At 41.1% G+C, this 19110-nt stretch carries 18 protein-coding genes; 6 read left to right on the top strand and 12 right to left on the bottom strand.

The window, feature by feature from the left end:
- Positions 1 to 134: 134 nt before the first annotated feature.
- From AAEY94_RS16150 to AAEY94_RS16125, 6 genes are all read right to left on the bottom strand, one after another.
- Positions 135 to 605: a Dps family protein gene (locus AAEY94_RS16150; protein ID WP_101088438.1), complete on the bottom strand. Its 471-nt coding sequence runs from the start codon at positions 603 to 605 to the stop codon at positions 135 to 137.
- A 446-nt stretch (positions 606 to 1051) separates the two neighbouring features.
- Complete coding sequence (locus AAEY94_RS16145) at positions 1052 to 1510, bottom strand: DUF2127 domain-containing protein (protein WP_350979251.1); 459 nt, start codon at positions 1508 to 1510, stop codon at positions 1052 to 1054.
- A gap of 126 nt (positions 1511 to 1636) precedes the next feature.
- The gene (locus tag AAEY94_RS16140) at positions 1637 to 2692 is read right to left on the bottom strand and encodes a fatty acid desaturase family protein (RefSeq protein WP_101088440.1); all 1056 of its coding nucleotides are present in this window, start codon (positions 2690 to 2692) and stop codon (positions 1637 to 1639) included.
- Between the two features lie 4 nt (positions 2693 to 2696).
- Positions 2697 to 3818, bottom strand: coding sequence for a flavin reductase family protein (locus tag AAEY94_RS16135; RefSeq protein ID WP_350979250.1), 1122 nt, complete (start codon positions 3816 to 3818; stop codon positions 2697 to 2699).
- Between the two features lie 618 nt (positions 3819 to 4436).
- Positions 4437 to 4871 carry a hypothetical protein gene (locus AAEY94_RS16130; RefSeq protein ID WP_502959407.1) on the bottom strand — a complete coding sequence of 145 codons (435 nt, stop codon included), beginning with the start codon at positions 4869 to 4871 and terminating at the stop codon, positions 4437 to 4439.
- 145 nt (positions 4872 to 5016) lie between these two features.
- On the bottom strand, positions 5017 to 5442 hold the full coding sequence (locus AAEY94_RS16125) for a PACE efflux transporter (protein WP_162022997.1): 426 nt from the start codon (positions 5440 to 5442) through the stop codon (positions 5017 to 5019).
- Positions 5443 to 5528: 86 nt separating this feature from the next.
- Here AAEY94_RS16125 and AAEY94_RS16120 point away from each other — a divergent pair, with 86 nt between their 5' ends.
- The 3 genes from AAEY94_RS16120 (at position 5529) to AAEY94_RS16110 (ending at position 8851) form a co-directional block, all read left to right on the top strand.
- Positions 5529 to 6419: a LysR family transcriptional regulator gene (locus tag AAEY94_RS16120; RefSeq protein WP_350979249.1), complete on the top strand. Its 891-nt coding sequence runs from the start codon at positions 5529 to 5531 to the stop codon at positions 6417 to 6419.
- A 74-nt stretch (positions 6420 to 6493) separates the two neighbouring features.
- Entirely contained in the window at positions 6494 to 7279 is a 786-nt protein-coding gene (locus AAEY94_RS16115; RefSeq protein WP_101088444.1) for a DODA-type extradiol aromatic ring-opening family dioxygenase, read from the top strand.
- Positions 7280 to 7633: 354 nt separating this feature from the next.
- Positions 7634 to 8851, top strand: a complete 1218-nt coding sequence (locus AAEY94_RS16110) for a cyclic di-GMP phosphodiesterase (RefSeq protein ID WP_101088445.1) — start codon at positions 7634 to 7636, stop codon at positions 8849 to 8851.
- A gap of 161 nt (positions 8852 to 9012) precedes the next feature.
- Here AAEY94_RS16110 and AAEY94_RS16105 read toward each other — a convergent pair whose 3' ends face one another.
- Together AAEY94_RS16105 and AAEY94_RS16100 are read right to left on the bottom strand one after the other, a co-directional pair.
- Positions 9013 to 10143 (bottom strand): acyltransferase family protein, encoded by a 1131-nt coding sequence (locus AAEY94_RS16105; protein WP_350979248.1) that lies wholly within the window; start codon positions 10141 to 10143, stop codon positions 9013 to 9015.
- A 131-nt stretch (positions 10144 to 10274) separates the two neighbouring features.
- Positions 10275 to 11183, bottom strand: a complete 909-nt coding sequence (locus AAEY94_RS16100; protein WP_350979247.1) for a LysR family transcriptional regulator — start codon at positions 11181 to 11183, stop codon at positions 10275 to 10277.
- 159 nt (positions 11184 to 11342) lie between these two features.
- Here AAEY94_RS16100 and AAEY94_RS16095 point away from each other — a divergent pair, with 159 nt between their 5' ends.
- Positions 11343 to 11993, top strand: coding sequence for a peroxiredoxin-like family protein (locus AAEY94_RS16095; RefSeq protein ID WP_350979246.1), 651 nt, complete (start codon positions 11343 to 11345; stop codon positions 11991 to 11993).
- 95 nt (positions 11994 to 12088) lie between these two features.
- Positions 12089 to 13258 (top strand): MFS transporter, encoded by a 1170-nt coding sequence (locus AAEY94_RS16090; protein WP_350979245.1) that lies wholly within the window; start codon positions 12089 to 12091, stop codon positions 13256 to 13258.
- A 62-nt stretch (positions 13259 to 13320) separates the two neighbouring features.
- Here the strand turns inward: AAEY94_RS16090 and AAEY94_RS16085 are convergent, their stop codons facing one another.
- On the bottom strand, positions 13321 to 14277 hold the full coding sequence (locus AAEY94_RS16085) for a Gfo/Idh/MocA family protein (protein WP_335692135.1): 957 nt from the start codon (positions 14275 to 14277) through the stop codon (positions 13321 to 13323).
- Between the two features lie 179 nt (positions 14278 to 14456).
- Here AAEY94_RS16085 and AAEY94_RS16080 point away from each other — a divergent pair, with 179 nt between their 5' ends.
- Positions 14457 to 15587: an NAD(P)H-hydrate dehydratase gene (locus tag AAEY94_RS16080; RefSeq protein ID WP_350979244.1), complete on the top strand. Its 1131-nt coding sequence runs from the start codon at positions 14457 to 14459 to the stop codon at positions 15585 to 15587.
- Positions 15588 to 15830: 243 nt separating this feature from the next.
- On the opposite strand, the gene proX (AAEY94_RS16075) is transcribed toward AAEY94_RS16080, so the two are convergent.
- The 3 genes from proX (AAEY94_RS16075) to AAEY94_RS16065 form a co-directional block, all read right to left on the bottom strand.
- A complete protein-coding gene (gene proX / locus AAEY94_RS16075; protein WP_350979243.1) occupies positions 15831 to 16865 on the bottom strand; it encodes a glycine betaine/L-proline ABC transporter substrate-binding protein ProX in 1035 nt (344 codons plus the stop codon).
- Positions 16866 to 17210: 345 nt separating this feature from the next.
- The gene (proX, locus tag AAEY94_RS16070; RefSeq protein WP_162022988.1) at positions 17211 to 18245 is read right to left on the bottom strand and encodes a glycine betaine/L-proline ABC transporter substrate-binding protein ProX; all 1035 of its coding nucleotides are present in this window, start codon (positions 18243 to 18245) and stop codon (positions 17211 to 17213) included.
- The gene (locus AAEY94_RS16065) at positions 18242 to 19093 is read right to left on the bottom strand and encodes an ABC transporter permease (RefSeq protein ID WP_192114804.1); all 852 of its coding nucleotides are present in this window, start codon (positions 19091 to 19093) and stop codon (positions 18242 to 18244) included. Before AAEY94_RS16065 ends, proX (AAEY94_RS16070) begins: the two co-directional genes overlap by 4 nt.
- Positions 19094 to 19110: the final 17 nt, after the last annotated feature.

Raw genomic sequence — 19110 nt, 5'->3', positions numbered from 1 at the left:
ACATTTTAGTTAATGCCAGAATATCATGCTAACTATCGACTTCATGAGTAGATCGTCGCATCTCAAATTCAAATTCAAATAATAACAGCACTAACCATCGCAAATTGTATCAACACGGTTCAGTATCGTACAGATTACTTACGTGTCGCTCTTAACATCCACGCCGTTTTCTCGTGTATCCGCATACGGTCAGACACCAAGGCTACCGTTGACTCATCATCAGCAGCTTGTGCTAACTTAAGCACTTGTCGCGATGTTTTAACAACTTGCTCATGGCCTAGGGTAAGTAAGTCAACCATATCAGTAGAACTCGGCACACCTTCTACTTCTTTAATAGAACTCAGGCGCGCAAACTCTTTATACGTTCCCGGTGCGGCCACATCCAAGGTACGAATACGTTCGGCAATATCATCGACCGCTGTCGCAAGTTCAGTGTAATGTTCTTCAAACATTAAGTGTAATTCGCGAAAATGTACCCCGGTAACATTCCAATGGAAATTATGGGTTTGCAAATAAAGCGTGTAAGAGTCAGCCAATAAACTTTTTAAGCCTTCGGCAACTTTTAGTCGGTCATCTTTTTTTATACCAATATCGATGTCAGTCATTTTATTCCTCGTAAAGTAGAATTAATTAGTCATAACATTACAGCATTTGTATAAATGGTGATTACAAGCCAGCAAGATTAATAATAAACACCTCTACTATTAACATGTTGCTTACATTGTATCTCAGCGAGTATTTATCGTCGTTTTATTAAACCAATAAAAACACTCGCCGTTAAAACAAATATTACACCACTAATAAAACGGGTCTCAATTCAAATAAAGTGCATTTAGTAAAGCAAATGACTTAATTGAATGTCTACATAAATTAACGTCATAAACTCGCGTAAAATAAATCATTTCGAGTCAATCAATCGTGTTTTCGCTAACTCATCGTTAATGCTAGTGAGTATTTATACTAACATTACCACTTAATGGATCAACCGCTGGCCATTAAACTCTGTTAATAATTTTAGATTAATCTGCGTAACGAAACATTGAAGCGGATCTCATATGGCTGCTCTACGCGGAAACAACACAAAATACATATATATGACCACCACAAGATTAATTAGCAACACAATCACACTGAGCAGGCTAAAGTGGCTCATCATTTCGTAAAGCTCAAAAGGTAAATAGATTGCGCCACTAAAAAGTGCAAACCATTGAGTCCAACGCATGTTATGCCATAAACCATAGGCTTCAATGAAGCGCACCAAAGTATATGCCGCAGCTCCTAATGCTAATAACGTCAGACTTGATTGCGATACCGATCCTATCGCTGCAATAAAAATACTCGGGTAATGACTTGCAGGGTTTAGGTGTAAATGCGTCACCCATTGTGTTGCCAACACCGACAAATTTGCACCAGCATACGCATGTAAGCCTATTGCAACCAATAAAGCCAATACGCCTTTACTTGCTTCTAGCATCGCTATAGCTCGTACCCCTTTATCTGAAGGTATCATCTCTCGCGTTTCCAGTTTAAACAGATTGACCTATCTTAACGGCTGTTAATAACCACGCCTATGAATATTTTATCGATAAAAAAAAGCACTTCGGTTGAAGTGCTTAGTCAGCGAATGTCATCCAGTTTATGGTAGAGAATAACGTAAAATACGTTTAACCACTTGGCTATATTGACGTAAAAAAGGCCCTGTATGATAAGCAATCCCATGGCGGGCAAATATTGCCACCACTTGTGGCGCCACTTGCTGGTAGCGTGACGATGGTAAGTCTGGGAACAAATGATGCTCTATTTGAAAACTCAAGTGACCAGTAAATATATGAAACAATTTGCCACCGAGAATGTTTGACGACCCTAACGCCTGACGATAATACCATTGACCTTGAGTTTCATTTTCACACTCTGCTTGGCTAAAGGTATGTACATCGGTGGTAAAATGGCCACAAAAGATAATGGTAGACGTCCATAGATTGCGAATTAGATTAGCCATTAAGTTACCACATATCACCCACAAAAATAGTGGACCGGCCAGCAGAGGAAATAGCAGGTAATCTTTGATTAATTGCTTACCACCTTTACTAAAAAAGCGACGTTTGAGCTCACTAGCATCAACTTTTGATGATCGGTCTTGTTTCTTTTTACCCATAAAAACACGTTCTGCAGCGAGTTCATGGTAAGACACACCCCATTGAAATAGCATACTTAAATTAACGTAAGTGATAAATTGCCATAGGTTTTTAACCCGCCACGAAAAATCATTCGACAAACGCAGCAAACCATAACCAAAATCACGGTCCTTACCTATTACATTGGTGTAAGTGTGGTGTTCGTAATTATGGATCCGTTGCCAACTTTTACCATCACAGGCGATGTCCCAATCAAACTGACGCGAGTTAATATGAGGATCGTTCATCCAATCATATTGCCCATGCAGCACATTATGACCAATTTCCATATTGTCGAGAATTTTGGCGCTCGCTAAGCTCAACACCCCCACAACCCAGCATAGTGGATGGATAAACCCGAGCATCAATAACACACGACCGCCCCACTCTAAAGCGCGTTGCCACACAATCACTTTACGAATATAAGCAGCATCAGTGGCACCAACCTCGCTTAAAGTTTGGCGCTTTAAGTCATCTAACTCGTTAGCTAACAACTCAAAATTAATATTTTTATTCATCGATTTATAATTCCAACTCAAGTGGCGTCACTGCCTGAGAAATGCATAATTGGATCAATTGTTCACCTTGTTGCGATAGCTCACCGGTGCGTAAATTTCTAACCACGCCCGTTTTTTTCACACACTGGCATTGGTGACACACACCAATACGGCAGCCAAAATTGGCACTTATTCCCTGTAGTTCTAAACCATTTAGCAAAGTATCGTTCGTTGCTAATATAAGTTGGGTTTGTTTGCCTCGCTGCGTTAACTGAATATGCTGGTGGCCGTTATCTGTTTGGGGCAATACCGGTGCTTGAAAGTACTCGGCTCGACGGTGTTGTGGCGGGTGATTAATGGCATCTAATTGGCAGTCAACATCTTGCTTAAACTTGCCGGGACCGCAGATCAACACTTGGCTCGCTGCTGGGCACTCCTGTAATGCAGCAGCTAAACTGTCGCCATTTTTACGCACCAACATTTTCACAGAGAGCTGAGGGATCTGTTGCGCTAAAGCAGTAAGTTCATCAACATATAAGTGCTCGCCAGCTTTAGCAAAATAGATGAGCTGAATCGGGCTTGATGATTGCAATACTGATCGTTCTATAGACAATGCCAATTGATGCAGCATAGCCATAAACGGAGTAATACCACTGCCTGCAGCAACAAACCATAATGGGGTTTCAGGCAGGTCAACAACACTCTCACCTAGCACAAAATCACCTTGCGGCGCGCTTAAGTTAACATAACAACCAGCAGTTATATGCCGACTTAACCCTGAGGTAAAAGCGCCATCCGCGTTATGTTTAATGGTTAAGCGAATAACCCGTGTTTTGGGGTATTGAGCATGATGTTGTTCGGGCGACGACGAAATAGAGAAAGGCCGCGTCATTAACCGTCCATTTAGCTCAACCGTTAATAACACATGTTGGCCAGCTTTGGCTTGCGGCCAAGATTTTTGCGGAGCTAACTCAAGCTGTAATACATCATCGCGAAGCGGTTTAACCGACAAAACCTGGGCACGAAACCAGTGAGCTCGCCACGCAGGCTTAACACGTTGGATAAGCGGTTCGAAATAACTGCCTAATGATTCAGTATGAAATAAGGTTTTAGCAGTGACTTTGTTAAGTCGGGTCAATAAATTCATTTATAGCGTACACGTGTTAGCTCAATTTCAGCGCACGATTGTATGCTGAAATAACATCGAGGCGCAAGTGGCTGTTGACGCTATTTAACACATTATTAAAAAGGCGATTGAATGAGGCTTTAAATGACAACCCATTTCTAATAATAGAGATTATGACGATAAATAGTGGATATTGAGATGTTATCGAAATAGCAAATATAACGATTAAACACTCATGGGATAGCTTAACGGCGTGAGGTTTTAATTAAGCTTAACGGTTTTTGGCATCGAAATGACACTGGTGACATCGGTTTAATCGCCAGGACCAGATGATCTTTCAAGGTTGTTTTTGCAGCGAATTGTTGGTTATGACTTAAATAAAAGCAGATAACATAGTAGAAATGACCAACAAACCCTGTCCGAAGGGTTCGGCTAAAAAATTTTACTCTTTGTTGAGCTTAAAAATGAACGCGAATAAGACCAATAACCAACGGAACCACAAACATAAATGATATGGTAATCAGCCCACCAAAGTTATTTAGCGCTGGTATATCGCCAATATTGTTAACGATATGCCATATAACACGCCTAAAAGAGTGCCGATGTGTTGTGATGATTTTGTTGTCATATGATTAATGATTACTTTTGCTCTTGACCAAAGAGCCGTTCTACTTGTTTCTGCTCGTCTTCAGTTAACGAACCGTAATCTCTTGGGTATGACCAACCATAACCCCAGCGAAATTGGGTGGGTAAATATGGCGAGCCACCCACTCTTACACCGGCTAACATTAATAAAGCAATTTGCGGTTGGCCCACATTGGTAACACAGGCACGTAATGCTTTATCTGATGCAAGGCGTTCATCAAATGTGCCGCCCTTCCAATAGTCATAATCATGTTTTTGGCAACACGTTAACCATAATTCGCTTTGTTCAAACGTGCCATCTGGAAATGCGCTGCAACCATCACTAGTAAACGGTGCGAGTGTGTCCGCTGCGACAGGATTAATTAACATCAATGCACTGACGATAACGATGGCAGCATAATTTAGGCGGTAATTTTTCACGTTTTGCATCCAGCTTATCATTATTCAACTATCATGATGCCACAGCAACCATGACACTAATAGAATACAAACGTTGCTTCGTGGTTAAATCCTCTGTTACATCAATGGTTAACTAATAATGAACCTAGACGAAAAGCCACACTAATAAACCATATTAATGTACCAAATGAGCAAACCATTTTTGGTACGGTTGATACACGTCGTAAAGCCAATTAAAGACTGCGGTATACACTAAAATAAAGCCTAAAACCCCAGCTTCTAATATTAAGGTGTCAATCAGACTTAATGCCAAATACCATGACACTAACGGAATCGTCACCAATAACATACCGCCTTCAAAACCCAACGCATGCACAATTCTAATGCCAATTTTACGCTCAACTCTATTTGGGCCGATTAACTTATCAAACTGCAGGTTGTAAACATAATTCCAAAGCATTGCAAATAGCGTCAACCCTATGCTGACAAGTAACATATCTAATGGATTTTTTTCAATTAATAATGCACTTGCAGGAACAATAATGGCCATGGCAACGAGCTCAAAAGACACGGCGTGAAATACTCTTTCTCTTCTTTGCATGTTTATCTCTATTAAATGGTGACGTTTTCGCTATTTTCATCCAATATAAAGATACATTAAAGTTAGTCAGTATCGGTAAAAACGATATGTATAGTATTGAACAGCTTGAAGCGTTTGTGCAGACAGTTAACACAGGGTCTTTTTCATCGGCGGCTAGAAGCCTTAATAAAGCCCAGTCGGTTGTCAGTCAGCATGTGATAAACCTTGAAATAGACTGCAATAGCGAACTATTTGATCGCAGCGGACGTTACCCACAATTGACACCAGCAGGGAAAAAACTACTGCCCCATGCTCAAGTATTACTGAGCCAGCATCAACGCCTGCGTGATTGCGCCCAAAGCCTAGACCAACAAGCAGTATCAGAGCTAACGATTGGTTTAGATGAAGGCATCCCGCTGCAAAAACTGTCCAATATTATTAATGAACTCGAAACTCAATTTCCAACTATCACGCTTGAGTTTTTAACTGCATCAAGTATTGATATTATCGATATGATTGACACAGATCGGGCTGTGACCGGGATTATTTTCAGTGAGTTAACGATTCCGAATCACATTGATTTTGAATCAATCGGGTCAATTAAGTTTGATATGTATGTGGCAAGTTCTCACCCTTTAGCACAACAGGTGTGTGATAATTTAGCCAATTTAAAATTGCACCGCCAACTGTTGATCCGTTCGCGAAATACTAAATCCAGTAGCTTTCAGTCAGCCATTAGCCCAGATGCTTGGTACGCCGACAATTACTATATTTTGCTAGAACTGGCATTGCAGGGGCATGGTTGGTGTTTACTGCCCAATCATATTGCCAATAACTATGTTAATAGCGGTCAACTAGTTTTGTTACCGTCTGAATTTAAAGAGATTGGCTGGCAAGCGAATGTTGATGTTATACAGCACAATCGTTACAGTCACGAACCGGTATTTAAACAACTCAGGCATTCATTACGTCAATTATTGTCGTATTCAGCATGTTGATGAAACACTTTTAAAAATTGTTATTTGAATCCACAATAACCTCGTAGTTAATGACATTAAACGAGAAACCTAATATGCAACAGCATCAAAAACCTCTGTTTATTTCACACGGCTCTCCTATGATGGCTGTTGAAAACAGCAAAACATCTCGATTTTTACAACAATTAGGCCAGCAGCGGCCTGCACCTAAAGCTATTGTGGTGTTTTCTGCCCACCTCGATGTCGCTGACGATGTGGTGATCACCGCCGGGGCGCAACCAGAAACCGTTCATGATTTCTATCGTTTTCCTGATGAACTATATCAAATTCACTACCCTGCGCCAGGAGAGCCTGTACTGGCTCAGCAAATTGCCAACACGTTTACTAACGCTGGCATCAAGGTGAATTTAGACCCAACACATGGCTGGGATCATGGTGTATGGATCCCATTGAGATTAATGTATCCACAAGCAAACATTCCTATCGTACAAATATCCATTAACACCCGTGTTAGCGCTGAAAAAAATTATCAATATGGACAATTACTTGCGTCATTAAAACACGATAATATTCTCATATTAGGTTCGGGTGGAATAAGCCATAATTTAAGCGAGGTTTTTCGTCAGCCTAAAACACTAAATGGCGTTGATATGATGAATCAATTCACCAAATGGGTTGAAGAAAAGCTAGCAAATAATGATACCCAATCGTTATTAAACTACTTACAGCTCGCACCATTTGCTAAGTTTAATCATCCGACTCAGGAACATTTTTTACCGCTTATTGCTGTTTTAGGGGCGAGCGAAGCAAGTGTTGCTAAAAAAATACATCAAGACGTTGAGTATGAATTGTTAGCACTCGATGCTTATTCATTTAATTAAACACGATGTGTTAAGTAATAGGGATAGAGTAAAATATTTAAGCTCATGTATTAGTAGAATTAATCATAAGTTTTGAATAAAAAACGCGCAGTTACATGCCGATAATTCAAACACAATGGACGTCGTTGGTAATTCATCATAAACTGCGTTTATGTTTATATTTCATTGTCGTTACATTTATAAGCACTCGCTAAGTATTTTTTTTGGTAAAATATTGATCTTCATTAAGTTATCACGCTTATATTGCAGCACTATATACGCTATATTATTAAAAATGTCGTACTATAGCAGTACTATAACTGTACTTTGACTCGCATCGCTCATACGTTGAAAATAGCCCCAAGGAACCGATTTATGCTGATTGAACATGACATTACTGACGTTTGTGTTGGAATGTATGTAGTCGAAATAACCGAACCCAAAGATACTTTTTCGCTCACTAAACCTGGTGTGCTTAAAAGCGAAAAGGTTATTGAAGCATTAAAACGTAAATCAGTTACCAAACTACTCATTGATACCAGTAAAGCTGAAGTTGATGTCGCAACAATTGAGCAAAATATCAGTTGGCCTAAGCCTCAAGCGCCCCGAAAAGTGACGCCTGTACGCACCGATGTGAAAGCAAATTTCTTTAATCAAGAAATAGTTAGAGCGCGCCAAGTGTTCAATGAATCAAAAGACATTCAGAAAAAGCTGTTTCATAATGCGCAGCACGGTCTTCCGTTAGACATGGATCCGGTACAAAAGATCACCTCAGAATCCACCGATTTAATTTTTAATAATCCCAATGCCCTATCATGTGTGATAAATATTCGTAATAAAGATGAATATTTATTAGAACACTCTGTGTCTGTCTCTGTTTTGATGACCATGTTTGCCGTCTATAAAAAAATCGACAAAGACATAGTTAATCAACTGGCTATTGGCGCATTTTTACATGATGTTGGGAAAATCATGATCCCCGATCGGATTTTAAACAAACCAGACAAACTGACCGATGAAGAGTTTCATATTATGAAAACTCATGCCAGTTACTCGATTGAAATTATGAAGAATACCCCAGGCATCAGCCAACTAAGTTTAGAAGTGGCAAGCTTACATCATGAAAAACTCAATGGATTGGGTTATCCATTTGGCGTACCAGCAGAAAAAATTACCCTTTATGGGCGAATGATCAGCATATGCGATATTTTTGATGCGCTGACTTCGCACCGCTGTTACAAGCAGGGTTATGCCCAAGTTAAATCGTTCAGTATTTTGCGCGCGTTAGCTGAAAAAAATGAATTGGATAAAGACTTAGTCGACCAGTTTATTCGTTGTATGGGAGTTTACCCTATCGGTTCAGTGGTTCAACTTGAGTCAAATAGACTCGCTATTGTTGAAGGTCATAACCCAAAAGACCCTATCCGACCATTAGTCAGACCTTTCTATCATTTAAAACCAGACCGCTTTGAAGTAGGAAACAAAATTGATTTAGCGACTGTCACTGATGACTTAATTGTTAAGTGTGTACGTGCTGATGATTTTAATCTGAACATGGAACAAATTATTGAGTATTTAGCGCACGAAGGCTAATCCACTCCCGCTTTTTAATTGATTGTTTTATGTACTAAGCTAAGGCGAATATTAAGCGTGTTGCGCCTTTGGCGGACTTTTCACATCTGGGTGTTTCAATTTGATTAAATGTGAGCTATTACGGTTAAATTCCTTAATATCAAAAACTTAATCAATAGCTGTTATTTGGATTTAGACATAATTTTAAGTCCAAATAAATACCGCGTAACGTTAAATGGCCGTATCAACCAATAACATAGCAATGCACACACTATAAAAGCACTCAATAATAAACTTACCGATTTAATTGCGATTGAAGCTTGCCACTGCACAATATAAAACGCCAACATCACAATCACAGTTTGATGCAAAATATAAAACGGGCAGATCAATTCGTTGGTTTGATGCAGCCATGTTGGCGTATTTTTAATATGAGCAATCGCAAAACCTGCCATGGTTAATAACCCAGACCAAGACACTAGCGTACAAACTAACCACCATAATTGCCATCGTGTGGTAAGTGACAAATACGGGCTTAAATCAGGTGAGTAATAGTAGCCATAAAACAGGATTGAACTCACGAACAAACTGGCTAAATAAGTGTATCGATGTTCAGCTAACGCGCGCCAAATAAGCTCGCTTTTGACAAAGCACATGCCTGCAATGAAGAAAAACAAATAAAACACACTCAATGACAGGTTTTCGATATGGTGACTGTCTGATGGCGCAACATATTTAAGCGCACCACGTAATACGATTAACACTAAAACTAAACTGAGCAACCCAAAACGATGACGGCTTATTCGTTCAAGCCATTGTTGTAACTTAATACCGGTCTGGCGTGTTAACAAATACCTAAGTGGCACCGCAAGCAGCATAAAGATAACTAAAAATTCAATAAACCATAAATGATTACTATCAAACGACAACATCAACTCACCATACGCCGATGCTAAAGAGCTATATTCAGTAATGTTTTCATAATAATGTTGTGGCGGCACAATCAATATCATTCCCACCAGCAAAGGGATAAAAAGCCGATGAAACTTACTCGAGAGAAATTGGCGCACGGGCATTTTTTGCAGTAACAAAAAACTGGCTGCACCCGCGATAAAAAACAATGTTTGCAGTCTGAGTTGTTCAAAGTACACCATGATATCGTCAAGCACTTTGCTCGATTCATTATTCATCACATGCCAGTCGTCACCATTAAATGGCATCAATACATGGTGTAAAAAAACTGCAAAAATCAGTACCACCCGCAACCAATCAAGTTCTGAATAACGCCTGTTTTGTGGTAAAACCTCATCCATAGTCAATGCCTTCCTCTGGCCTGTTAGTATAAAATGTTGAGTATCTAGCTGGCTTAAGTGCAATGTTCCATCTCACTTAAACTTCATCACTTAGCTGCACTTCTTAAACTCTATCATTCAAGCTCTATTAATTAAGCCATACTTTTGGCAATTTTAGCTTTGTTGTGTAATGCCAACGCGACAAAAGCTTCTACAGTAGCACGATCATTAGCACGCTTTACATGTAGCTGAGTGGGTATAGCTTTATGTGCATCAGTGAAAGGTAAAAAATGACAACCTTGACTGTATAATTTACGAATACAATAAGGCGCAATAGCAACACCTAGACCAGCAGCCACCTCAGTTAACAAGGTCTGCATATGTTTAGGTTGGCTAATAATATTGGCCGAAAATCCTGCTTGTTTACACAGCATAATAGTATCGTCAAACAAACCTACTGCTTCGTCACGGTTAAAGATGATCAACTTTTGCTGTTGTAATTGACCCAATTCTATTTGGCTATATTCAGCCAGGGGATGGTGTTGTCCCACAACGGCCATCAACTTGTCGATGTAAATATCACTACTGTTAAATTCATCAATAATCCCGCTGGGTAATGGCCGCGAAAACCCAACATCTATGCGGTTATCTTTAAATGCTTCAATTTGTTCTGTCGCGGTCATTTCAAATAACGTGACATGCACATCAGGATATTGCTGCGAATAGCTGCGAACTAAATCTGCCATAAAAGTCAAACATGCTGAACTTAAATGAGCGATATTAAGCTCGCCTATCTGCCCCTGCTGTGCTCGTTTTACCTGACTTTTTGCGTTGTCTGCCAATGCAATAATCTGTTTCGCATCGTGCAGCAATTGCTCTCCCGCGTTAGTGATTTTTACCTGGCGCGAATTGCGGATAAACAGCATAACTCCTAGCTCTTCTTCCAACATGGCAATATGACGGCTAATCGCCGGCTGTACCGTATTGAGATCACGCGCCGCGCCAGAAAAGCTTTGGTGTGACGCTACGCTAATAAAGCTTTTCAATGTTTTTATATCCACAATCACCTCAAATACGCTTTTGCTATAGATTCAATAAAATAATAACATTTTTATTATAGACGCTAACACTTTACTCTTTAGCCTAGTTATATTTACAAAGTCCCAATCACAGAGTCGTCTGCCAAAGGCTAGCTAAATTAGTTGCTATCGAGGGAATATATGAAAAGTTTACAACAGCAAACCGACGCTAAAATGAATGAGGGACGACAAAAGAACCCTGATTTCATGAAAGTCGTTGACGATATTATTGAACAAGCAAAAGCATTTCAACAAGGTGATAGTGCAATTAATCTTGGCCAAAAAGCGCCCAACTTTTCGTTACCTCATTCGGATGGGAAATTAATATCCCTGGTAGATTTACTGCACCAAGGCCCTGTTGTAGTGACATTTTATCGTGGCAGTTGGTGCCCGTACTGCAACTTACAGCTGCGTGCTTTACAAGCACGGTTAGCCGATATTCATACCCTTGGAGCTCAATTGGTTGCCATCAGTCCGCAAGTGCCGGATGGCTCTATGACAAAAGATGAAATGCACGACCTAGAGTTCTTGGTATTGTCAGATCAAGATGCAAAAGTTGCATCACAATATGGGGTTGCATGGCAAGTGCCTGAATTTCTCGCTGAACATATGCGCCTTGATCGCAAGCTCGACCTTGAAACCATCAATAATCGCAATGGCAGTGTGTTACCGATCCCCGCGACATTCGTTATCGGTCAAGACGGCGTTGTCACCTGGCGTTATGTCAACGTAGATTACCGAACTCGTTCAGAGCCAGAAGACATCATACAAGCATTAAAGCTGCTGGCTTAACGTTCAATGCTGATACCAATGACTGAGTGGTTGAACAATCACTCTTTCGCCCTCTTTTCTTAATCATGGTTCTTCAGCAAATCACAGGTAAAACAATGACTCGTTTATCTAAACTTGGCAGCTTTTCGCTGCTGTGTATTGCCAGCCTCACCATTATGGTTGGCGCCCTTGTTGCTCCGGGATTACTAAGCATATCGAATGCATTGGGCATCAATGAATATGCGGTATGGCTGGTGACTTTTCCGGCATTAGGTGCAGTATTATTTGCCCCAATAGCGGGTAAATCAATTGATAAGTTTGGCGCTTATCGGGCGCTCATCGTCGGTTTAATACTCTATGGGGCCTTGGGCTTTGCGGTGTATTGGCTGAATGGCCCTTGGTTTGTATTGTCTAATCGTATTTTATTAGGCGGTATTACTGCGGTAGTTATGGCGAGCAGTACCGTACTTATTTCGCAATGGTACACCGGTAATGAGCGGCTCAGCATGATAGCTAAACAAGGTATGGCTATCGAATTAGGTGGGGTATTGTTTCTGTTTTTAGGCGGTACATTAGCCAGTATTAATTGGGCTTATCCGCTGAGTTTATACTTAATAGCTTGGTTATTTTTACTGATGCTGTTGTTATTTGTGCCGCGTAAACATCCATCCATCACGGTTGAGGCTGAATGTGATAACAACCAGACTCAACAAGGGCTATCACTTCATCAGGTTTATCTTTTTGCCACTATGGCAATGGTGATCTTTTTTACCGCTATTGTCGTGCTCCCAAAGAGCATGGTTCAACAAGGCTATAACGAAGCTCAAGTGGGTAATTTACTAGCGTTTATCTCATTGGTTGCAGTGGTTGCTGCGTACTTTATGCCAAAAGTTGCCAAACACATGAGCGCTACGTATTTGTTAGCTGTCGCATTTGTAGCATATGCCCTCGCGCATGTTGGTTTTGCAAACGCAAACGGTATGCCGATATTACTCATTGGAGCTGTCTTTGCGGGTATTGGTTTTGGTTTCAGTATTCCGTTACTTAACCATATGACGGTAGAAAAAAGTGCAGCCAACGTTAGAGGCAAAAATTTATCCTATTTTACGATGGCCGTATTTGGCGGTCAGTTTATCACTTCGTTTGTTGAATTTATTCCCGGTGGCACCACGGTGAGCTTTTCTACCGCCATGCTATTAGCCAGTATTATGGCTGTAATATTGGTCGCCATGCAGTTAAGCGACAATAAAAGTTTCAGCAAACCCGCTACCGAAAAAAAGAGTTAATCCGCTCAATGATTGGCGTCCGCTATATTGACTATATTGCCAGCATAGCGACTGAATCAATCTTAAATCAGTGCCTTTATTCTCGCTAGTTGCGACTGAAACAATAAGCTATGTTGATGTGTTACTACCCTACTTTCAAGATCGCCTTGTTCGATGAGTCGACATGCTTCATCCGCCTCAAAGTGATAGCCCAATGATGCTCTGCTATCAATAAAGCTATCGACCAACTCATCTAGATGATACAAACTGCATTCAGACGCTCTGAATGCATCAGGAATAACAATGTAACCTTTATCGCCAATAAGATAAGCGTTGTTACTTAATCGGCACTGAAACGACGAAGCTAAACTCACAGCGATATCACCACTTTTACCAATAATAATCACATCATCTTCAACACCGGTTTCACATACATGTGCTTGAACATACAGATTATCGATGTCAGCTTTAATAAAATAATCTGCAATCGCCAATGGGTAAATACCCATATCCAATAAACATCCACCCGCTAATTGCGGATTATATTCACGCCCATCAGGCGTAAATGGGATCGGATAGCCAAAATCGACTTTGACGTGTTTAAGCTGACCAATACGGCCTTCATCTAACCATTTTTTTGCTTGTTTAATTGCTGGCAAAAAATAAGTCCATAATGCTTCCATTAACAGCAAGCCTTTGTCTTTGGCTAACGTAACCAAAATATTGCATTCTTCAACCGACACTGTCATCGGTTTTTCGCACAACACGTGTTTACCTGCCATTAAAGCATCATAAGCTTGCTGAAAATGAAAATTATGTGGCGTGGCGACATACACAATATCAACGTCTGGATCATCAAATAATGCTTGGTAGCCTTGATAGGCCTTTTCGGCGCCGTATTGCTTTGCAAAAGCATCGGCATCCGTTTGTTGCCGCGCGGCAACGGCATATAAATGACTGTTAGCCGAAAAGACTAAATCTTGACAAAATAAAGCCGCTATTCTGCCAGTACTCACTATGCCCCAGTTTATTCTAGTCATTCATTTTCCTTAATATTATGTCTAAGCCAAAGGGTATTAATCTATTAACAATACCTCCAAGACTAATGAATTAATAGTAAGAGCTAAATATCATCATTTTTTTGTCGCAGTAGCCATTACGGTTTTCCTGTTTGTGCTACTTTATTGTATCGATATGCAAAATTAACTCGCGAGTGCCAATGAATACGTTAACCCTTGAATATATCAAAAGTATATTGCCTCCAAGGCCGGATAACAGCCATAAAATGACTTTTGGCCATGTATTGAATATTGCTGGTTCATTGCATTATCGGGGAGCGGCTTATTTGTCGAGTTTATCCGCATTACGAGTTGGTGCGGGTTACGTCACCTTAGCCAGTAGCCCATCGGTATGTGACAGTGTGAGTGCATTAACGCCAAATGTTGTTACCTTGCCACTACTCACTCATGTAACACAAAGGCATGATGATGCAGAGCAAGCAACAGACTTATTATCAACAAAGATGCAGCCATCGAATACTCAGTCGAGTGACCTACAAGCTATTGACGTACAGGCCATTGACGTACAGGCCATTGATAAAAGGGCTGTGTTACAACTTCGCGATAAACTCAACCAAGCCAGTGTCATTTCCATGGGCAGTGGATTAAGTATTGGCCACAGTACTGACCAACTCATTATTAGCCCTAACATTAGCACTAACATTAGTCCTCTCGCTAACCCTCCACTCAGTAACAAACATCTTAGCAACAGCCATTCACAGGGTTTATCTGTTCCTGATGGCAATAATGGATTTTTTTACGCCCTATTAACTGAGATACAAGCTAATCCTAATCCGGTCATCTTTGACGCTGACGCACTTAACTTTATGAGTCACTTACTTCATCCTAGCGGCCCATCGAAAACATCTATCAACTTGCCCAAAAACAGCATTATCACACCACACCCAAAGGAGTTATCAAGGTTACTCAATGTTGATGTCAGCGAAATTCAAGCCAAACGGGTGCACTATGCCAGTATTGCCGCTAAGCAATTAAACACAGTGGTGGTACTTAAAGGCAAACACAGTGTGATTAGTGATGGCGAGCGAGTATTTATCAACCCAACAGGTAACAGCGCGCTAGCCAAAGCCGGAACCGGCGATGTATTAACAGGTATGATTTCAGGGTTTTGCGCTCAAGGCGTTAGCCCAATAAATGCAGCGTGTTTGGGTGTCTATTTACACGGTTTGGCAGGCGACATTGCTGCAGAGGACTTAAGCCAATATGGCATGTTAGCCAGTGACCTACTTAACTATATTCCTAACGCTATTTTAAAAGTATTAGCCGTTTAGCCGATGCGAAATCAGCGCGTGATGGTGACCAATACCGAGATGGCTTACCAAAGGCTAGATCGTAATAATCTAGCTATAAATGTTTATTCATACTCTGTTTTCAAACACAAAAGTAAATGACCTCTTCATTGATAAGTAGTGGTTATATGTCAAATTGTCTTTATACACACCAGTCTTATCTTTAAAAAACCCGGAAACATGGTATGTGTACTCCGGGTTACCATTAGTTATTGCAGGTTGAGACTATTTAGCCGCGTTACGTGCTTCAGTCAGCCAACCGTTCCATTTATCCTGATTTTTGGTAATCCACTCATCCACGTGGCCTTGAATATCCTGGGTACTCTTTTCGCCTTCGTTCATCCGAGTGTTTTGTTCGTTGATATCGCCAAGCGGCAAGGTAAATACCTCAAAAAATTTCCTTGCTGCGGGATTCTGCTTGGTGAATTTTTTGTTGGCGACTATTTGGATGTCAGAAACAACAAAACCTAGTTTTACTGGGTCAGAAACCGCGCCTTCAATGTCACTCAACGTCATTCGTTCAACACCAGAACGTTGAGCTTCGGATGGCTTAATTTCAGGAACGTTTATCCACACAACGTCCTTGCCTGGTTTCAGTTTGAAAATGGTCCAGTTTGGTGCCCAGGTATAGAAAAATATTGGTCCACCATTTTTATAACCCGCCATCGCTGACGCCATTCCTGCTGCATATGAAGCGGTCACCGGATTAATAGCATCTTTGAGATCGTATACATCCATATGGTGGCTGATGACTTTTTCACATCCCCAACCTGGAGGGCAAGCGGTCAGATCGGCTTTGCCATCGCCATTGGTATCAAAGGCTTTTTTCACTTCAGGGCGTTTAAAATCTTCAAGGGAGGTAATATTATATTTATCGGCCTCTTTCTTAGACACCAAATAGCCCTGCAGCCCCCCGGCCTTAACCACAAAACCAACTTTCTCACCTTTGTCATAAAATCCTTTCGGCATCTGGCTGTCATGATTTGGAAACCAGCCATTGGTCCAATAATCAACATCACCGAGAGTCACGGTTTTGTAAAAGATCGGATTCGACAGATCTTTAGGTTTTTCTACATCATACCCCAGTGTTTCAAGACCTCGTCGTACAAGCGCTTCCTGAAAAAATCCCGTGTCCCACGTGGCCCGCGCAGGTTTAACGGTTACGCCTTCACCAGGCTGGTGATTATCGGCAAGAGCTGCAGACCCTGTCATGGTCATTGCAGCTAAAGCGACACCCATTATTACTTTCTTAATTATCATTTTCGTTCCTTATTTTTTGTTGCCATAGATGGGGTCATTATCTTTAAATAATTACCAATAATAGACCTGTACCTTTGGACTTAAATAAGCACATTCATTTTTTTTATGAATTATATTTTAAATAATATGTTGAATTCGAAATGTATTTTGAAAAATATGATAAGAACTTAGGCTTGTTCCTTTGAAAAGCATCATTGCCTCTTTAGGGGCTAAATCACTATCAGCTTAGTCCTCTTTTTTGAAAGCGCTGGCATACGTTTTACTAAACACTTGGGGTTGTATAAAAATAACCCGTAAGCACTGTATGTGTGCTCCGGGTTACCAATAAGCTATTGCAGGTTGAGACTATTTAGCAGCATTACGTGCTTCAGTCAGCCAACCGTTCCATTGATCTTGGTTTTTGGCAATCCACGCATCAACGTGGCGTTGAATGTCCTGTTCACTCTTTTCGCCATCGTTCATCCGAGTATTCTGTTCGTTGACGTCGGCAAGCTGCAGGGTAAATACTTCAAAAAATTTCCTAGCTGCTGGATTTTGCTTGGTGAATTTTTTGTTGGCGACGACCTGGATGTCAGAAGCAACAAAACCAAGTTTTACCGGGTCAGAAACTGCGCCTTCAAGTCCCTTTATCGTCATTCGTTCAACAGCAGAACTTTGTGCTTTGGTCGGATTGATTTCAGGCACGTTGATCCACACAACGTCCTTGCCTGGCTTCAGTTTAAAAATGGTCCAATTTGGTGCCCAAGTATAGAAGAAGATTGGTCCACCATTTTTATAACCCGCCATCGCCGATGCCATTCCTGCTGCATATGCCGCTTTCACTGGATTGATAGCATCTTTGAGACCATATACGTCCATATGATGGGTGATTATTTTTTCACATCCCCAGCCTGGAGGGCAGGCAGTCAGATCGGCCTTGCCATCACCATTGGTATCAAAGGCTTTCTTCACCTCAGGGCGTTTAAAATCTTCAAGGGAGGTAATATTATATTTATCGGCCTCTTTTTTAGACACTAAATAGCCACCCAGTCCACCGGCTTTCATGACATAACCAATCTTTTCAGCTTTTTTATCGAAATTTTTCGGTAGTTGATCGTTATGCATTGGAAACCAACCATTGGTCCAATAATCAATATCACCGAGAGTGACCGTTTTGTAAAAAATTGGATTCACCAGCGTTTTGGGCTTTTCCACATCATACCCCAGAGTCTCAAGACCTCGTCGTACAAGCGCTTCCTGAAAAAAACCGGTGTCCCATGTCGCTCGAGCTGGTTTAACGGTTATGCCTTCTCCTGGCTTGAGAGTATCAGCAAGAGCTGCAGACCCTGTCATTGTGATTGCAGCTAAAGCTGCGCCCAGTATTACTTTTTTAAGTATCATTTTACGTCCTTATTTTTTGGGGTTGCCAATGATTGGGTGATTCTATCTAGAATGATTGCTAATAAAACAATCGCAAGACCGCCAACCGTGGCCAAACCAATATCAAGTGTATTTAAGCCCAGAACGACAGGTGCCCCGAGGCCTCCTGCGCCAATCATTGCGGCGATAACCACCATGGAGAGCGACATCATAATGGTCTGATTAAGACCAGCCATGATGGTCGGAAGAGCAAGTGGTATCTGAACTTTAAGTAAAACCTGCGAGCTTGTTGCCCCAAAGGCGAGCGCAGCCTCGACTAACTCTGGGTGTACCTGCCTGATACCGAGACTGGTTAATCTAACCAACGGTGGCAGGGCAAAAATGATGGTTGCAAGAACACCCGCAGTGTTGCCAATAGAAAAAAGCATCACTATAGGTACCAAATAGACAAAGGCTGGCGTTGTCTGCATCGCATCCAAAATGGGTCGTAGAATGTTATTAACACGATCACTGCGTCCAGCCCATATACCAAATGGCACGCCAACAACGGTGCAGAACACAACAGATGAAAATACCATGGCGAGGGTTATCATGGTTTCAGACCAGAAACCAAGCAGACCAATGAGAATCAACGATGCAAGCGTAAAACCAGCAAGTTTGAAACCTGACACCCGCCAAGCAATGACGCCAAACAGTGCAATAACAAGCAGAGGTGAAGTTGCCAGAAGTCCATCTGACACACTCGATAAAATGAAATCTACGGGCCATTTTATCATCTGGAAAAACCATCGATACCCTTCTACCAACCAGTCAACAAGGCTTGTGATCCATGCATCTAAGGGAATAACTCTTTCATTAAAACTGAACATGATATAACACTCCTGAA

The organism is Shewanella sp. AC34-MNA-CIBAN-0136, assembly GCF_040309945.1.
Lineage (GTDB): Bacteria > Pseudomonadota > Gammaproteobacteria > Enterobacterales > Shewanellaceae > Shewanella.
Note: the sequence above shows the minus strand (reverse complement) of the source record. Positions and strands in the feature narration are given on the sequence as shown.

What these genes read in the sequence shown, in the direction of transcription:
- AAEY94_RS16120 (WP_350979249.1), top strand. Translation starts at nt 5,529, where the DNA reads ATGTATAGTATTGAACAGCTTGAAGCGTTTGTGCAGACAGTTAACACA.
- proX (WP_162022988.1), bottom strand. Translation starts at nt 18,245, where the DNA reads ATGATACTTAAAAAAGTAATACTGGGCGCAGCTTTAGCTGCAATCACA.
- AAEY94_RS16150 (WP_101088438.1), bottom strand. Translation starts at nt 605, where the DNA reads ATGACTGACATCGATATTGGTATAAAAAAAGATGACCGACTAAAAGTT.
- AAEY94_RS16110 (WP_101088445.1), top strand. Translation starts at nt 7,634, where the DNA reads ATGCTGATTGAACATGACATTACTGACGTTTGTGTTGGAATGTATGTA.
- AAEY94_RS16135 (WP_350979250.1), bottom strand. Translation starts at nt 3,818, where the DNA reads ATGAATTTATTGACCCGACTTAACAAAGTCACTGCTAAAACCTTATTT.
- AAEY94_RS16115 (WP_101088444.1), top strand. Translation starts at nt 6,494, where the DNA reads ATGCAACAGCATCAAAAACCTCTGTTTATTTCACACGGCTCTCCTATG.
- proX (WP_350979243.1), bottom strand. Translation starts at nt 16,865, where the DNA reads ATGATAATTAAGAAAGTAATAATGGGTGTCGCTTTAGCTGCAATGACC.
- AAEY94_RS16145 (WP_350979251.1), bottom strand. Translation starts at nt 1,510, where the DNA reads ATGATACCTTCAGATAAAGGGGTACGAGCTATAGCGATGCTAGAAGCA.
- AAEY94_RS16065 (WP_192114804.1), bottom strand. Translation starts at nt 19,093, where the DNA reads ATGTTCAGTTTTAATGAAAGAGTTATTCCCTTAGATGCATGGATCACA.
- AAEY94_RS16090 (WP_350979245.1), top strand. Translation starts at nt 12,089, where the DNA reads ATGACTCGTTTATCTAAACTTGGCAGCTTTTCGCTGCTGTGTATTGCC.
- AAEY94_RS16105 (WP_350979248.1), bottom strand. Translation starts at nt 10,143, where the DNA reads ATGGATGAGGTTTTACCACAAAACAGGCGTTATTCAGAACTTGATTGG.
- AAEY94_RS16140 (WP_101088440.1), bottom strand. Translation starts at nt 2,692, where the DNA reads ATGAATAAAAATATTAATTTTGAGTTGTTAGCTAACGAGTTAGATGAC.
- AAEY94_RS16095 (WP_350979246.1), top strand. Translation starts at nt 11,343, where the DNA reads ATGAAAAGTTTACAACAGCAAACCGACGCTAAAATGAATGAGGGACGA.
- AAEY94_RS16130 (WP_502959407.1), bottom strand. Translation starts at nt 4,871, where the DNA reads ATGCAAAACGTGAAAAATTACCGCCTAAATTATGCTGCCATCGTTATC.
- AAEY94_RS16085 (WP_335692135.1), bottom strand. Translation starts at nt 14,277, where the DNA reads ATGACTAGAATAAACTGGGGCATAGTGAGTACTGGCAGAATAGCGGCT.
- AAEY94_RS16080 (WP_350979244.1), top strand. Translation starts at nt 14,457, where the DNA reads ATGAATACGTTAACCCTTGAATATATCAAAAGTATATTGCCTCCAAGG.
- AAEY94_RS16125 (WP_162022997.1), bottom strand. Translation starts at nt 5,442, where the DNA reads ATGCAAAGAAGAGAAAGAGTATTTCACGCCGTGTCTTTTGAGCTCGTT.